The sequence below is a fragment of the Pseudomonas sp. ASL9 genome (assembly GCF_056680335.1).
The window spans coordinates 2,190,291-2,206,144 of sequence record NZ_CM155277.1 but is presented as its reverse complement, the minus strand read 5'-3'; the positions used below and the strand labels follow the sequence as shown (position 1 = coordinate 2,206,144).

The 15,854-nt window shown below is 59.1% G+C and carries 12 protein-coding genes and 4 pseudogenes; 7 read left to right on the top strand and 9 right to left on the bottom strand.

Features of this window, described 5'->3' with window-relative positions:
* Positions 1-3 precede the first annotated feature (3 nt).
* Positions 4-1,062 (bottom strand): ATP-NAD kinase family protein, encoded by a 1,059-nt coding sequence (locus AC1ME2_RS10220; protein WP_480440861.1) that lies wholly within the window; start codon positions 1,060-1,062, stop codon positions 4-6.
* A gap of 279 nt (positions 1,063-1,341) precedes the next feature.
* On the opposite strand from AC1ME2_RS10220, the gene AC1ME2_RS10215 reads away from it, so the two are divergent.
* Complete coding sequence (locus AC1ME2_RS10215) at positions 1,342-3,267, top strand: sigma-54-dependent Fis family transcriptional regulator (RefSeq protein ID WP_480440860.1); 1,926 nt, start codon at positions 1,342-1,344, stop codon at positions 3,265-3,267.
* Between the two features lie 15 nt (positions 3,268-3,282).
* On the opposite strand, the gene AC1ME2_RS10210 is transcribed toward AC1ME2_RS10215, so the two are convergent.
* Entirely contained in the window at positions 3,283-3,606 is a 324-nt protein-coding gene (locus tag AC1ME2_RS10210; RefSeq protein WP_480440858.1) for a YciI family protein, read from the bottom strand.
* A 250-nt stretch (positions 3,607-3,856) separates the two neighbouring features.
* Positions 3,857-4,024: pseudogene (locus AC1ME2_RS10205) on the bottom strand (transposase domain-containing protein); the annotation flags it as partial.
* On the opposite strand from AC1ME2_RS10205, the gene AC1ME2_RS10200 reads away from it, so the two are divergent.
* On the top strand, positions 3,951-4,124 hold the full coding sequence (locus AC1ME2_RS10200) for a hypothetical protein (protein ID WP_480442424.1): 174 nt from the start codon (positions 3,951-3,953) through the stop codon (positions 4,122-4,124). The pseudogene AC1ME2_RS10205 and the gene AC1ME2_RS10200 overlap by 74 nt on opposite strands.
* Positions 4,125-4,137: 13 nt before the next feature.
* Here the strand turns inward: AC1ME2_RS10200 and accC are convergent, their stop codons facing one another.
* The 6 genes and pseudogenes from accC to AC1ME2_RS10170 form a co-directional block, all read right to left on the bottom strand.
* Entirely contained in the window at positions 4,138-5,481 is a 1,344-nt protein-coding gene (accC, locus tag AC1ME2_RS10195) for an acetyl-CoA carboxylase biotin carboxylase subunit (RefSeq protein ID WP_480440856.1), read from the bottom strand.
* Between the two features lie 17 nt (positions 5,482-5,498).
* Complete coding sequence (accB, locus tag AC1ME2_RS10190; protein WP_219062523.1) at positions 5,499-5,954, bottom strand: acetyl-CoA carboxylase biotin carboxyl carrier protein; 456 nt, start codon at positions 5,952-5,954, stop codon at positions 5,499-5,501.
* 24 nt (positions 5,955-5,978) lie between these two features.
* On the bottom strand, positions 5,979-6,434 hold the full coding sequence (aroQ, locus tag AC1ME2_RS10185; RefSeq protein WP_480440855.1) for a type II 3-dehydroquinate dehydratase: 456 nt from the start codon (positions 6,432-6,434) through the stop codon (positions 5,979-5,981).
* 125 nt (positions 6,435-6,559) lie between these two features.
* Entirely contained in the window at positions 6,560-8,347 is a 1,788-nt protein-coding gene (locus tag AC1ME2_RS10180; RefSeq protein WP_480440854.1) for a protein-disulfide reductase DsbD, read from the bottom strand.
* Positions 8,348-8,430: 83 nt separating this feature from the next.
* Positions 8,431-8,931: pseudogene (locus tag AC1ME2_RS10175) on the bottom strand (methyl-accepting chemotaxis protein); the annotation flags it as partial.
* A 1,513-nt stretch (positions 8,932-10,444) separates the two neighbouring features.
* On the bottom strand, positions 10,445-12,112 hold the full coding sequence (locus AC1ME2_RS10170; protein WP_480440852.1) for a GGDEF domain-containing response regulator: 1,668 nt from the start codon (positions 12,110-12,112) through the stop codon (positions 10,445-10,447).
* Positions 12,113-12,522: 410 nt separating this feature from the next.
* On the opposite strand from AC1ME2_RS10170, the pseudogene AC1ME2_RS10165 reads away from it, so the two are divergent.
* From AC1ME2_RS10165 to AC1ME2_RS10145, 5 genes and pseudogenes are all read left to right on the top strand, one after another.
* Positions 12,523-13,684: pseudogene (locus AC1ME2_RS10165) on the top strand (DUF2515 family protein).
* The gene (locus AC1ME2_RS10160) at positions 13,681-14,334 is read left to right on the top strand and encodes a hypothetical protein (protein WP_480440850.1); all 654 of its coding nucleotides are present in this window, start codon (positions 13,681-13,683) and stop codon (positions 14,332-14,334) included. Before AC1ME2_RS10165 ends, AC1ME2_RS10160 begins: the two are co-directional and overlap by 4 nt.
* A gap of 81 nt (positions 14,335-14,415) precedes the next feature.
* Positions 14,416-14,643 (top strand): annotated as a pseudogene (locus tag AC1ME2_RS10155) (DUF2515 family protein); the annotation flags it as partial.
* On the top strand, positions 14,640-15,293 hold the full coding sequence (locus AC1ME2_RS10150) for a hypothetical protein (RefSeq protein WP_480440848.1): 654 nt from the start codon (positions 14,640-14,642) through the stop codon (positions 15,291-15,293). The pseudogene AC1ME2_RS10155 and the gene AC1ME2_RS10150, both read left to right, overlap by 4 nt.
* Positions 15,294-15,352: 59 nt before the next feature.
* Positions 15,353-15,850, top strand: a complete 498-nt coding sequence (locus AC1ME2_RS10145) for an Hcp family type VI secretion system effector (RefSeq protein ID WP_480440846.1) — start codon at positions 15,353-15,355, stop codon at positions 15,848-15,850.
* The last annotated feature ends 4 nt before the right edge of the window (positions 15,851-15,854 follow it).

The window sequence follows — 15,854 nt, the reverse complement described above, 5'->3', positions numbered from 1 at the left end:
GTCTCAACACGGAAGGTTTGCGGGGTGTTGCGGGTGTTCGCGACCTATTGCCAGCAGGCGATGGCGCGCGGCGTAGGCCAAAACGGCTTCGACATCGATGCTGATTGGGCCGTAAGGGTCGAGGGTGACGGTGGGGTGGTCGTGGGCGCTGAACTCGATTTCACGCTCGCCGTCCAGGGCCAGGGTGCCGCTGACCAGACTCAGTGAATAAACCACCCCAGGTTGCATCGAGCCGCAGGCGCTGACGGCGCAGCCCTGCAGTAAGCCCGGCGCCAGCGGCACCAACACGGCATCGTCGGCGTTGGGGTCCAGGCGGACCCAGGCGCCCAGCGGTGATTGGCGCGAGACCGGGCACCACAATCCGCAGAGTGCCGAAAGGCCAATGGCGTGGGGCTCGGCAAACGTCACGAAGACCTCCGCGAGGTCTTCAGCGCGGCAGATCGCCCGAGCGCCGATAAAGGGTTGCGACGAGACCGCGACATCGACCAGCGCCCATTCACAGATACCGCGAGCCGGTTCGCGGACCAGCAAACGCTTGTTGCGCCGTAAACCGATCTCGGCAGGAATACGTCCGCTTGCGCAGAGCCCTCCGGCCAGCCCGGCACTGGTGGCTTCACGCAATTCAGGGAAGGCGTTGTTGGTGCCGGTCGAGAGTGTCAGCAGGGGAATGTCACCGACTTCGGCGGCAACCGCTTTGTGGGTACCGTCGCCGCCCAGTACGGCGATCAGTGCGACCCCTTGTTCGGCCATCATTCGGGCGGCCAGACGCGTGTCTTCGACGGTCTGGCGCAGGGGCATGTCGAGAAATGTCAGGCGTGGCCAATGGCTTTCGCGAGCGTTACGTCCCTGGCTGGCTTTGAGCACGGCGGCGGCAATGCCCGTCATGTCGGGCGCCAGCAGTACGTGTTCGATGCCGGTGGCGCCGAACGCGCCGAGCAGGCGCTGGACCACGGAGGCCTTCTCGGTACTCGAATAAACGCCGGCATTGGCCGTCAGGCGGCGCACATCGCGACCCGACGCTGGGTTGGCGATGATGCCCACGGTCAGCGCGGGTTCAGTCATGGCACACCTCTGATTATTGTTTGTCTGTGTCAGAGCAAGGCCGGTGCCAACCTGGTTGATATGGCCTAAGAGGGCTGGTGCAGAGCGTTTTGTGTAACAACGTCGAGTGGGTGTCGGAAGGGCTGAACGAGACGCGTGGTTTCAGATTGCCGGGTGTTTGAGCGAGACGCTGAGACGCTCCGTCTCAATGGCGGCCAGCTCGCCGGGAGGGTTGTCGTGTGTAGGCAAACGGCGCTTAATAACGCGCACAACAACAATACGCCCAGAGGTGGAGAGGCCATGTTTGCCGCACACTCCAAAGCTCATGTGGACTGCGTCAGCCGGGTGCTGAGGCATGCCGGTCGCCTGCCACAAGCCCCCGTGCCGGACTTGATTCTCGATTCCTGGCGACGCTCGATGGACCACTATCATTTGGACCCTGCCTCGCAGCAGGGCCCGCGCATTCTGTCCCACACGGTGCTCAAGGAATGCCGCGAGCGTGCCGACCTGTTCCTGCGAATTGCCGGCGAGGAAGTCGCGAGGCTGCACGGACGGGTTCGCGAAGCCGATTATTGTGTGCTGTTGACCGACGCGCAGGGCCAGACCATCGACTATCGGGTCGAGTCGGGCATCCGCAACGATTGCCGCAAGGCCGGTTTATACCTGGGAACCTGCTGGTCTGAAGGCGAGGAAGGGACCTGCGGGGTTGCTGCCGTGCTCACGGGCAAGGCGCCGGTGACGGTTCATAAACGTGATCATTTTCGCGCAGCCTTCATCGGGTTGACCTGCTCTGCCGCGCCGGTGTTCGATCCTCAAGGTGAGTTGCTCGGTGTCCTGGACGTTTCGGCGCTGCAATCGCCGGATGATCGGCGCAGTCAGCATTTGATCCGGCAGATGGTCGTGCAGAGTGCCCGCGTCATAGAAAATGCGTTCTTCATGCACAGCGCTCAGGGGCAATGGCTATTACGGGCGCACAGCGCGCCGGGGTATGTCGACAGTCAGCCCGATTACCTGTTGGCACTGGACAATGATGGCCGGGTGTTGTCCCTCAACAGCATGGCGCGAGAGGCGTTGTGTCAGCGTTTCGGTCGCCTGCCAGAACACATCAACGACGTATTCGGCCCTGATGCCTTGCAAGCCGTCACGGATGAAAGACCACAACTGCTGCGCTGGGGAGGCGATGACGGCGAATTGCACGTGCGACTCAGTGCGCCCCGCAGGCAACACCCGATTCGAGCCGTGCCGACAGATGAAAGCGCTGCCGCACAACTCGATCCGCGCATTGCCCAGAGTTTACAGTTGGCGGTGCGGGTCAAGGATTGCAACTTGCCGGTTCTGATTCAGGGTGAGACGGGCGCAGGCAAAGAGGTATTTGCCCGGCAATTGCATGACATCAGCACCAGGCGCAGCGGGCCGTTTGTCGCCCTCAACTGTGCGGCTATTCCGGAAAGCCTGATCGAGAGCGAGTTGTTTGGCTATGTCGCCGGTGCGTTCACGGGGGCGTCGAGCAAAGGCATGCGCGGGCTGTTGCAGCAGGCTGACGGTGGCACGTTGTTTCTCGATGAGATCGGCGACATGCCCTTGAGTTTGCAGACACGTCTGCTGCGGGTCATGGCTGAAGGCGAGGTCGCACCCTTGGGCGGTGCACGTCGGCAAACGGTGGATATCCAGGTGATCTGCGCGACACACCGCAACCTTGCGGCGATGGTGGCGGACGGTAGTTTTCGCGAAGATTTGTATTTTCGCCTCAGCGGTGCGCGATTCCAGTTGCCGCCTTTACGCGAGCGCAGTGACCGCCTGGCGTTGCTCAATCGCCTGTTTGAAGAAGAGGCGCGCTTGTGCGGGGGGCGGGCAGGTTTGAGTGCGTCGGCACTGGAATGCCTGCTCAGTTACGCGTGGCCGGGCAATGTCCGCCAATTGCGCTATGTCTTGCGTTACGCCTGTGCGGTGTCAGCGACGATGACTGTCCAGTTGAGTGACCTGCCGGAAGATGTCCGCGGGGCACCTGGCGCCGAGCGCTTTTTAACCCATGTGGTTGAAGAACGCGTCAGCCCGCAACGCCAGCTATTACTGGATGCGCTCATCCGTCATCGTTGGAAACCGGGTGATGCCGCTCGGTCGCTGGGAATATCGCGGGCAACGTTGTACCGACGAGTGAACCTGTACGGTATCGAGATGCCGGGTAAAAGTAATCGTCTGCCGAAGTCAGCTGGACGCACTATTTGATTAAATGCATGCGTGTTAAGTAATTTCGGACGGATGATGTCCCGCAGCATTGAATTGCCCTACCCACCAACGTAAGCGCCATTGAATGATTTCAACGTGTGCACGAATGCCCTCATGAGCATATGGGTCATCGGCTTCAAATCGAATGGCTTCCAACCGATCATCGGTATCAATGAGGGATGCCCCACCAATGATTTTGGTTCCCGTCTCATCCAGTAAAGCGCCGGAAGACAGCAACTTCTCTCCATATGCAGCGAGGTAGTCTCGATGGAGCGGCCTAACTCGCTCGCGCTGTTCATCCTTTCCCTCGTGGTCATACGCGATAATCAGAAATGGCATTGAGCGGGCCCCTAAGCGTCTATCTCAGGCGGTTACTATTACATATGGCCTAAATTTATAGGAGATGCCGCCCCGTCTTCGACGCCGCGCTGTCGCGCAGAGAAGGGGGTAACCATAGATGTAGAAGCTGCCGAAGGCTGCGATAAGGTCGGCACGACCTTCAGCGGTCTCAAGAAAGCGACCGGTTCCCGGTCGATCGCAGCCTTCGGCAGCTCCTACAGGGGGTCAGCGTTTGGCTAAAAATAATCATTTAAAACCAATGATTTAAAGATGGTTTGAGGGCTGTTCGCTGCGTCGGCAACCGCGTCAGTACATCTTTCAGATACGCATACGGATCATGCCCATTGAGCCGTGCCGACTGGATCAAACTCATCATCGCCGTCGCACGCTTCCCGCTGCGCAACGAGCCTGCAAACAATCAGTTCGAGCGCACGATGGCTCACGAAGGCGGATTTAGGGCAAAAAAAAGACCCTTGCCGCGAGGCGAGGGTCTTTTTCAGCTGTTGCGAGTGGCTTGAGTAACGGAGGCCGTTATTCGTTAGCCAATTTGTGTTCCAGGTAGTGGATGTTGACTCCGCCTTTGCAGAAGCCTTCATCACGAACCAGGTCACGGTGCAGCGGGATGTTGGTTTTGATCCCGTCGACGACGATCTCGTCCAGTGCATTGCGCATGCGCGCCATGGCCTCATCACGGGTTGCGCCCCATGTGATCAGCTTGCCGATCAACGAGTCGTAATTCGGCGGCACTTTGTAGCCACTGTAGAGGTGCGAGTCGACCCGTACGCCATTACCGCCCGGCGCATGGAAATGCTTGACCAGTCCAGGGCTCGGAATGAAGGTTTTCGGGTCTTCGGCATTGATCCGGCACTCCAGTGCATGCCCGCGAATGACCACGTCATCCTGGGTATACGAGAGTGGGTTGCCAGCGGCGATGCTGAGCATCTCCTTGACGATGTCGATGCCGGTGACCATTTCCGATACTGGATGCTCTACTTGAACCCGAGTGTTCATCTCGATGAAGTAGAAGTTGCCGTCCTCGTAAAGGAACTCGAACGTGCCAGCGCCACGGTAACAGATGTCGATGCATGCCTTGACGCAACGCGCTAAAACTTCTTTGCGTGCCGTTTCGTCGATGCCTGGTGCCGGTGCTTCTTCAAGCACCTTCTGGTGCCGACGTTGCAGCGAGCAATCACGGTCGCCCAAGTGGATCGCATGACCCTGGCCATCGGACAGCACCTGAACTTCCACGTGACGTGGGTTGGTCAGGAACTTTTCCAGATAGACCATCGGGTTGCTGAACCAGGCTGCCGCTTCGGCACGGGTCTGCTTCGCTGCTTCGATCAGGTCTTCTTCGCGGTGCACTTCGCGCATGCCACGACCACCACCGCCGCCAGCGGCTTTGATGATCACGGGGTAACCGACTTCGCGACCGATACGCAGCGCGGTTTCTTCATCTTCGGGCAGTGGGCCGTCAGAACCTGGAACCGTTGGCACGCCAGCACGCTTCATGGCGTCCTTGGCAGAAACCTTGTCGCCCATCAGGCGGATGGTTTCTGCTGTAGGGCCAATAAAGGCGAAACCGGATTTCTCCACCTGTTCGGCGAAGTCGGCGTTTTCCGCGAGGAAGCCATAACCCGGGTGAATCGCCGTGGCGCCCGTCAACTCGGCAGCCGAGATGATGGCCGGAACGTTCAGGTACGACAGGTTGGCAGGTCCAGGACCGATGCAGACGGTTTCGTCCGCCAGGCCCAGGTGCATCAACTCGCGGTCTGCCGTTGAGTGTACGGCGACGGTCTTGATGCCCAGTTCTTTACAGGCACGCAAGATGCGCAGGGCAATTTCACCGCGGTTGGCGATCAGAACTTTTTCCAACATCGCAGGCTCTCCGTGGTTCAAACGATGGTGAACAGCGGCTGGTCATACTCAACCGGCTGACCGTTTTCTACCAGGATGGATTCAATCACACCGCTGGTTTCAGCTTCGATGTGGTTCATCATTTTCATCGCTTCAACGATGCAAATGATGTCGCCCTTCTTCACGGTCTGGCCGATTTCGACAAAGGCTGGCGAAGTCGGAGCTGGCGTGCGGTAGAAGGTACCGACCATCGGCGAACGAGCGATCGTGCCGTTGAGTTTCGGTGCGGCAGGTGCTTCTGCAACAACGGCAACCGGCGCGGCAGCAACAGGTGCAACCGGTGCAGCCATTGGAGCAGGTGCGTAGTACTGCTGAGCAGGGGTTTTGCTGTGACGGCTGATGCGTACGGACTCTTCACCTTCACGGATCTCGAGCTCGTCGATGCCGGATTCTTCCAGCAGTTCGATCAGTTTCTTAACTTTACGGATATCCATCAATCATCAACTCCCAAGGGTCGGTCAGGGGCGTATAGCTTGTTGTTCAAGCTGTTCCAGGGCGGCCTCCAGGGCCAGTCGGTAACCGCTGGCGCCAAGGCCGCAGATCACTCCCACCGCTACATCCGAGAAGTAAGAGTGATGGCGGAAAGGTTCGCGTTTGTGCACGTTAGAGAGATGCACTTCGATGAATGGGATGCTCACTGCCAGCAGCGCGTCACGTAATGCGACGCTTGTGTGCGTAAAAGCTGCGGGGTTGATCACGATGAAGTCCACGCCTTCGTCGCGTGCGGCGTGAATGCGATCGATCAGTTCGTACTCGGCATTACTTTGCAGGTACATCAGATGGTGGCCGCCGTCTCGGGCCTGTTTTTCCAGATCCTGATTGATCTGCGCCAAGGTCACTGCGCCGTAAAGGCCCGGTTCACGTGTGCCGAGCAGGTTCAGATTAGGTCCGTGGAGAACCAGTAGGGTCGCCATCTGTTGTTCCTTATTGGGTATGCGAGCATCGATGCGCAGCGACTATGCCTAAACCCCAGCGAGCTGTCCAGTTAACTGCAATAGCCAGCACGATGACCGATGTTCGCGCGAAGTTTGTGACTCGTTTATTGAATGTGGTCATTTGCCTTGGCGATGCGTGCCGCGAAGGCTGTGGCGTCGATTTCGCCGACCACCCGAATATCGGCAAGCTCCGCACCGTTTTTGCCGAAAAACAACAGCGCAGGTGGGCCGAATAGCTTGTAGCGGTCGAGCAGGGCGCGTTGTTCGGCGCTGCTGTCGGTCATGTCGAAACGAATCAACCGATAGCCGGTGAGCTGGCTCGTCACGTCCGGATCGGGCAGCACGTCGTGTTCGATGACTTTGCAACTGATGCACCAGTCGGCATACCAATCCAGCAGCAGCGGTTGGCGGGCATTTTTCGCGTCACTCAGGGCGCGCTCCAGTTCGGCAGCGGTGCTGATGGTCTGCCACTGGTTGGCGGGAGCGACGATCTCATTGGCCATCAATGCCGCGTGTGGCCGGCCAAGTGGACGCAGCGGGTCGGTCTGGCCGCTCAGGGCGCCGTACCAGCAGGCCAGCGCGTAGACCAGCAAAAACAGGCCAAGCAACTGAGTAAGCCGCTGGGGTCCGGTCTTGTAGGTGAACTCCAGTGCGCCAAGAAACAGCGCAACGCCGGCCCCCAGCAGGCCCAGCAACAGCAGGGTGATCTCGCCCGGAACGACCCGGCTGAGTAAACCGATGGCCACGGCCAGCAGCAATACACCGATGATATTTTTTACCGTGATCAACCACTCGCCGCTTTTGGGCAGCCATGCCGCGCCGCCCGTGGCGACCAACAGCAAGGGCGTGCCCATGCCAAGTCCCAGCGCAAACAGTTTCAAGGCCCCACCCAGCGCATCACCGCTGGCACTGATATAGAGCAGCGCGCCTGCCAGGGGCGCAGAAACGCAGGGCGAAACCAGCAGGCTGGAGACCACGCCGAGGACCGCAGCCCCCCATAACGAGCCGCCTTCAGTCTGTCCCGCGACCCGGTGCAGATGGAAGCTGATGAAGTGCGGCAGCCGCAGCTCGAACAGACCAAACATCGCCACGGCGAAAATGATGAAGAACAGCGAGAAAGGCACCAGCACCCAGGCTGATTGCAGGCGCGCCTGTAAATTCATCTCTGCGCCGAACATGCCCATCAGCGCCCCAAGCAGGGCAAAGCAGACCGCCATCGGCAGCACATAGGCCAGCGACAGGCTGAAACCGCGCAACCCGCCGACCTGCCCCCGCAGGACCACGCCGGACAGGATCGGCAGCATCGGCAGGACACACGGGGTGAATGTCAGGCCGATGCCAGCCAGGAAAAACAGCGCCAGCTCCTTCCAGCTCCAGGCACTGTGGATGGGCGTTGTGGCGGACAAACCGGTGCTCGCGGCCGCAACGCCGCCGATGTCCATGCGCTCGGTTTCAGGTGGGTAGCACAGGCCTTTGTCGGCACAGCCCTGGTAGGTGACGGCCAGGGTGAACGGTCGGTTGTCGCCGGGTTTGCGGGGCAGACCGACATCAATAATGCCGTGGTAGACCTCCACGTCGCCAAAGTACTCGTCGTGCTTTTTCTCGCCTTGAGGCAGTTGCGCGGCGCCCAGGCTGATATCGGCAGGCTCGGCGTGGAACTGAAAGCGATGGCGGTACAGGTAATAGCCTTCACTAGCGACGAAACGCAATTTGATCGATTGCGGCGTGGTTTCGACCAGGCTCAGGCGAAAGGCTTCGCGGACAGGCAGAAAATCACCGCTGTTGTTCAGTGGCGCAGCGCCTAATGTGGTGCTGGGGCGATTATCCAGGAGGCTAGCGCCAAAGGCGGGCAGGGCGAGGACCAATAACATCAGGCAAAGCAGGCGGCGCATAGCGGTCTCGCATGTCGAAAGTCCGCGCATGATAGCGGACTGCTCCCCGTCGTGCATGACACAGACCTTGTAGGCGTTTGCTGTTACACCCTGAACGCCTGGACTGCGGTGTTCAGTTGCCCGCCGAGGTGTTGCAGGTGCTGGCTCTGGCTGCGGCCTTCGCCGATGCGCAGCAGGTTATCCCCGCCCAGTTGGTGGATGCCTTCGCTGTGATCGCGGATTTCGCTGACGGCCCCGCTTTGTTGCGCGGTAACGTCGGCGATGCGTTCTGCGGTGTTGGCGATGGTCTGAATCGCGCCGACGATTTCATCCAATGCGCCATCTGCCGCTTGTGCCTGATTGGCGGTGGCTTTGGCGTGCTCGACCTGGGCCCGCATACCTTCCACCGACTCACGTGCCGCTGTTTGCAAGCTAGCGATCAGTACCTGAATCTCGCCAGTAGCCCCGGCAGTGCGTTGAGCCAGGGAGCGCACTTCTTCGGCAACTACGGCAAACCCGCGGCCCATTTCCCCAGCACGGGCGGCTTCGATGGCGGCGTTGAGGGCCAGCAGGTTGGTCTGGTCGGCAATGGAGCGGATCACGGTCAGCACACCGCCAATGGTGGCCGACTCAACGGCCAGGTGTTCGATGGCCTGAGCGTTGAGTTGCACTTCGCCCACCAGATCATGCAGCCCCGTCAGGCTCAGGCCGATCACCCGTTGGCCCTGTTCCACTGCACGACCGGCATCGCGGCTGGCTGCTGCGGCCTGGCTGGCATCTCCAGCAACCTGTTGAATGGTCGCTTCCAGCTCCCCCAGAGAGTCGCGAATCAGCGCGGTATCGCCGGCCTGACGTTCTGCGCCTCCGTGCAAACCGGTGCAGAGTTCGGCCAGCGCATGGCTGCTGCCTTCGACCTGCTCGGCGTTCAAGCGGATAGTCCCGACCAGGTCCACGAGATAAGCCCGCAGGCGATTCAGCGATTCTTCAATGTCACGCAGTTCGCGGTTGGTCGCACCCAGCTGGATGTCTTTGGCGAAATCCCCTTCGGCCCAGGTCGACAACGCTGGCGCAAGGTTGGTCAGGACGCGGGACAGGCGACGTTGCAGGGTGTCGATCAATAGCGCGATCAACAGGATCAGGCCGATCATCAACCCTTGCATCATCCGCACTTCACCTTGAATGAGTGCGTGCTGGCCGCGCACTTCCGGCTCCAGTTGGGCGATGGCTTTTTGCAGCGTTGTGATCTTGAGCTGGGCACTTGCGCTGAGTTCTGCGCGGCGCTGAATCTGGTCTCGGGTGCGGCTCAGCTCGGCTGGATAACGTTTGAGCAGGCTATTGAGTTCACGTTTGAAGCCCACGCCACTGTCTTCGGCGACCGCCTTCTCACTATTGCCCAGGCCCATCATGGCGGAGAAGTCGTCGGTGCTTGATTCCGCGCTGGCGGTGACACCCAGCAACGGCAAGGCTTCCAGGGCTTGCGCCTGAGTGCTGATGGCGGCGACTTCGCGTTCAACATCGGCAGCCAGTTCGCTGCGGCCGCTGCTGACCAGTTTGTCCCGGGCCAGGCTCAGGCGCGCCAAGTGCTGTGATGCGTTCAACAGCGGGCCTTGATAGCTGGGTGCCGCTGGGTTGTTGCTGTTGGCGGCATAGTGCGCGAGTTGCTCAAGCGCTGCGCCCAGTTCACGTTCTGCCTGTAAGAGCAGACCCTGTGGGTCACCCGCCAGCTTGCCGGCGGCCAGCAGGTCATTGCTGCTGAACTCACGCAGCTGAGAGAGGCTCGGACGCAGGCTATTAGCCATCTGAGCTGGCAGTGCATCAAGTTCTTGCTGAAACGTGTCGATGGCCTGAATGGCATCGCTTTGGCGCAGGGCATCACCGCTTGAGAGGTAGTCCTCAATGCTGTGTGCGACCTTATTCTGAAATTCCTGAGACAGGCTCAGGTAACGCTCCATGAGTTGATAGGGGCGTTCCAGTGCCTGCTGCGACCACCAAAGCGTTATTCCTAGCGCGAGACAAACGGTGACCAGCAGTAGGGTATTGAGATTGGTAAGCAGCTTCAGGCGCATGTTGTCTCGAGCCGACGACTATGGGTAAGTGCCTGAAGTTATTGCATTTTGGTTACAGGGTTATGACCGAGTCGGCCGACTCATCGATAAAAGTGGCACTTTGCCTTTGGTGGCTTGCGTGCACCTGATTACGTCCCGCATCTTTGGCGCGGTACAACGCGTCATCTGCCAGGGTCGCCAGCACCAGGCTGTCGGCATCGTCGTGCAGTTCCACAACGCCCGCACTGAAGGTGCAGGACAAATCCATCGGTTGCGCCGGGTAATGGATTTCTGCAAAGCGCTGACGGATCTCATCCAGCACCCGATGCGCGTTGTACAGCTCCGTGTCTGGCATCACGATGGCAAACTCTTCGCCGCCGTAACGGCCAATGTAGTCGGTCTTGCGCAGGCGTTGCTTGAGGAACAGCGCCAGGCTTTTGATCACGCGGTCGCCCATGGGGTGTCCATGGCTGTCGTTGACGCGCTTGAAGTGATCGATATCAAGCATGGCAAAGCACAGCGGCCTGCCGTCGCGGCGGGCGCGAAAGCTGGAATCTTCAAGCAGTTGCAGGATGTGCGTGTGGTTATACAGGCCGGTCAGGCTGTCGCGAACCATCCGCGCCTTGAGGTTGCGCGCCCGCGCCGCGCGATTACGCACGGTGGTGATCAGGTGGCGCGGCTTGATCGGCTTGGTCAGGAAGTCATCGCCGCCTTCACTCATGGCGTCGAGTTGCTTGTCCAGATCGTCTTCGGCCGACAGGTAGATGATCGGTACGCTGACATAACGGTCGTTATGGCGGATTACTTTGGCCAGTTCGGTGCCGGTGCAGCCCGGCATATACATGTCGAGAATGATCAGGTCAGGTTGGAACTCCGCGAGTTCGGCCATGGCCTGGATCGGGTCGATCAAGGTGCGGGTGATGATCCCCGCACTGTTAAGCAGGCGCTCGGTGTGAGTGGCTTGAGCGCGGGAGTCATCAATGATCAGCACTTTATAGGGTTCGTACTGCGCTACGCAGGTGAGCACTTCGATTTTCTCCAGAAGACTCGAGGCTTCGAGAGTGCCGGTGAGAAACTCCTGGCCACCCGCGCGTACGGCGGCGAGGCGGGTGGGGGTGTCGGTTTCGTGATTGCTGAAGAACAACAGCGGCAGCTTTTGCTCCAGTCCTTCCTGAACCTGGGCCGCCAGTTTCAGGCCTTCACCGGGGCCGCAGAAGTCAACGTCCATCACAATCGCTGCCGGGTAGCGCTCAGCCATGGTGGCGTGGAACGCGGCAATGCTGTCCAGCGACAAGGCGCTCAGACCGAAGAACTCAAGTTGTTTGGCCAGTCGCCCGGCGCGCTCGTGGTCCTGGAGCATCACATAGATCGGTTTGCGCAGAGGCGGCAATGAGGTTTGGTCCAGGCGGTCGCCGTGGCGCAGGCCGGTGCGTGACAAGCGCTGCATCAACCGGTTGAGTTCGGTGATCAGGCTGCTGCTCAGGCGTCCACTATTGGCTTCGACCGCATCGAGTGCCACGGTGATGCTGCGTGCCAGTTGTGCGTGCTCGGCCTGTTCAAAACGCTCGGCGAAACGCAGCAGACGCAGATTGGAATCGGCGAGTTCAGCCATGTCGGCAGTTGACCACTCACTTTGCTGCAGGCGTTGCCAGACCTCAAGAATTTGACGTGCCTGATGAATTACCCGCTGGGCAAAATGATGCTTGAGACGGTCACGGCTCGGGTCTTCTGGCTCGGTCATATCCTGACTACTAGTAAGAGGGCATGCTGACGTCTATTGGTGGCTCTATGCTAGCAGCTCTTGGCCTCCTCCAGCGTGCCGTAAGTCAATTTCCGCCTAAAGTATTGAGTCTTTTTTGATCAATCCGTTTGCGTGGGTGGGACAGGATTACAAGGCTGAATTGGCGTTTTTTTCGCGGGTATTGCATCCGAAACAGGATATTGGCAGGCAAGTCTCCGAACGGTTGCGAAACGGTCGCAAAATAATGGCGAAAACACGGGGTTCGACAGGCCAGGAAACTCTGATTTTTTGGCTCAGCGGGTTGAATGATTTGTGAGCCATCGCTGTAAGAAATTTCTGATTTTTTAGCTCAAGGCTCTGAGCCAGCCTGCGCCTGATAGGGTTTCAATATCCAATCAGGGGTCACCTCAATGACTCAGTGCTTTAAAGATCATGAATGCGACAAACAGGTCTTGAATCAAAACACCAAGCCCATTACTGAGTGCTCAAGCCACGTCGTTGAACTGTACGGGTACAAAACCAACGTCACTGAGGTGCCGATTCTGACCTGTGAGGGTGTCTGGCGCGTTTTTCAGCGGGAGGCCGAAGAGGTTGTGGCACCCGGCGGTACCCTGATTGCCGACCCCATCGAACGAAACCGCGCCATCAACGCCGCCTACGCCAGATTGTGGCTGCACGAACCCCGCTTCCAGTGGGCCGGGCTGGCGGCCTTTGCCTCCAAGCAAGTCGGCTGCGGCCTGTTGCATGCGGCGGGCGCTATCGACGGCGTCCAGGACGAATACGACGCAGGGCAACGCTTGCTGGCCAGTAGCGCCGTCTCACATTCTGGTATTCCGGGGGGTGTACACCCTCCGGGATCTGGACAAGCAGGCGCTGCGTGATTATCAGCAAGCGAAGGACAACAACCCCGTCCCCTCCCCGGATGTCCGCCTTGAGGGGGAGTCGTTATCCCTGATGCAGCAGCAATTCCAGCACGTCTACGAAATGATGGCGCTGGGCAACACCACGTTGTTCCTCGATATCTTTCCGTTGCATGCGTTTTATAAAAAGCGCGGGTTCACGGAATTGAAGACGTGCCTGAAAACACGCGCGAGCATTTATGGTCATCCCCAATTCCCGGTGCTGTGGCCGGTAGGGCAGGAAACACTCCGTTTTGGGGAGGCTTATCCAGAAATTCTGCAAGCCTTCGAGGCAATAGAAACCGAGGATATTGCCGAGAGCGTGAAACGATTTGCCGCTCACGAACAGCGGAACATCCTGCAACCGTCAATCTACGAAGACCGGCAACTGATCACTCTATTGCGCGGCAACCACGCGTCCTACGTCACCGGCCTCCCCTCCGGCGTGGCCCAAGCCATCGAGCTGACCCTCGCCAGCCAATGTCAGCGGGTCGAGGATGGCCGCACCATCGGTTTTGGCAACAACCCGTTGGCGGACCTGTCGGACGTTGAGCAGCGAATGGCTTTCGTGCTCAGGGCTGCGGCGCGCTTCGACGAGATGCTGCACGACGACAACCGCAGTGCCCTGAAACAGTCTATCAACGAGATCGCCGCTGGCGAGAGCGTGCGATGAAGCTGCAATCACGCGTCGGTGGCCGACGTCGGCGACTGGGCATTGTCCTGCTCGCCCTTTTGGCTGTGGCGCTGATGCGCTGGGGTTTTCAGGTGCTAGCGGATGAGCCGGAAATCTCTTTGGTGATGGGTGAGCCGTGGGAAGACATGCGCGAGCGTTCAAGTGCGGCCATTAGTCCGGCGATACCTGGAGAGGTTTGGTTTGGCATGCCCAAGTCCGATGCACGATTGCGGTTCAGCGACCCGCAATACGGGTTCGTCACGCCGCTGGCTCGTTTCTTCACGGTTGGATTTGATGACAGCCGAATTGACGGCATCCGCATGTCCCCGCAAATCGAACCGTTGCTGCTCAATGACGTGCTTAAGGTTGTTCTGGACTTACAGGATCAATGGCGCCAGAGCGGCTGGATCCCCATCAGACAGAGGAGCGCCCCTCCTTTCGCGGATACCCCCGAGTGGCGCGTCCGATTGCGGGACGTGAACAAGGGCGGGACGACCTATTGGCAGGCCGGTGACAAATACCAGGTTCTGCTGCGGGTGCATCGCTTCAAAGACTACAAACGCCCCAACGAAGAGCGCTACATGATCACCCTCAATCTCGGCAAACCGTGGCTGCCCACCCATACGGAGCCCCCCGTGCTTGCACGCTGAGTACTCGCCCCACGCCAGTCACCTGAATACTTTTTCTCGCAAAAATAATGGAGCATCCGAATGCCAACACCTGCTCTGGAAATCCCGCAAGCCATCGAGTTGACCCTCGTTAGCCAATGTCAGCGGGTCGAGGATGGGCGCACCATCGGCTTCGGCAGCGACCCGCTGGCGGACCTGTCGGACGTTGAGCAGCGGATGGCCTTCGTGCTCAGGGCAGCGGCGCGTTTCGACGAGATGCTGCACGACAACAACCGCAGCGCCCTGGAGCAGTCGATCAAGGACATCGCCGCTGGCGAGGGCGTGCGATGAAACTGCAATCACGCGTCGGTGGCCGACGTCGGCGACTGGGCATTGTCCTGCTCGCCCTTTTGGCCGTGGTGCTGATGCGCTGGGGTTTTCAGGCGCTAGCGGACGAACCGGAAATCGCCTTGGAGATGGGAGGCACTTACGAGGACATGCGAGAGCGCTCCACGGCGAACTTTAGTCAGCTGATACCAGGGCACGTGTGGTTCGGCATACCCAAGTCTGATGCGCGGCTACGGTTTATTGATCCGCAGTATGGGTTCTCAACGTTTCAGGCTCGTTTTTTTACGGTCTCATTTGATGACAATTTGATTATCGATGTTCGCATGTCCCCGCAAATCGAGCCGTTGCTGCTCGATGACGCCCTTAAGGTTGTGCTGGACTTACAGGATCAATGGCGTCAAAGCGGCTGGGTCGTCATCTGGCCGAAAGACGATCCGCCCTTCGCCGATACGCCCGAGTGGCGTGCCCAATTGCAGGACGTGAATAAGGGCGGAAGAACCTATTGGCAGGCTGGCGACAAATATCAGGCAATGCTGATCATGAATCGTTTCAAGGACAAAAAACGCCCCAGCGAAGAGCGCTACCTGATCACTCTCTCGCTTGCCAAACCGTGGCTGCCCACCCATACGGAGCCACCCGTTCTTGCACGCTGAGCACTCGCCCCACGCCAGTTACCGAATACTTCTTCTCGAAAAAATAACGGAGCATCCGAATGCCAACACCTGCCTACATGACGATCAAAGGAAAAACACAAGGCCTGATCACTACGGGCGCGCTGACCAAGGAGTCCGTTGGCAATGCCTGGCAGCTAGGCCGTGAGGATCAGATACTGGTTCAAGCATTGAGTCACGGCATATTCGTGCAGGGCGGTGCGCAATCGGGCCGTCGGATGCACAAACCCTTGATCATCACCAAGGTGATCGACAAATCCTCGCCCTTGATCAACAACGCGTTGTGCACTGGGGAAGTACTGAGTACGTGTCGGGTGGAGTGGTACCGAACCTCGGACCATGGAACCCAAGAGCACTTCTACACCATGGAACTGAAGGACGCGGTCATTATCGGCGCCGAAGTCCTCATGCCGCACTGCCAGGACCTTGATAACGCCCACCTCACCCAACTGGAAAAAGTGCACTTTTCCTACCGGGCCATTTCCTGGCGGCATGAAATCAGCAAAACGATGGGCTTCGATGAGTGGCAGGACGCGTGAACGG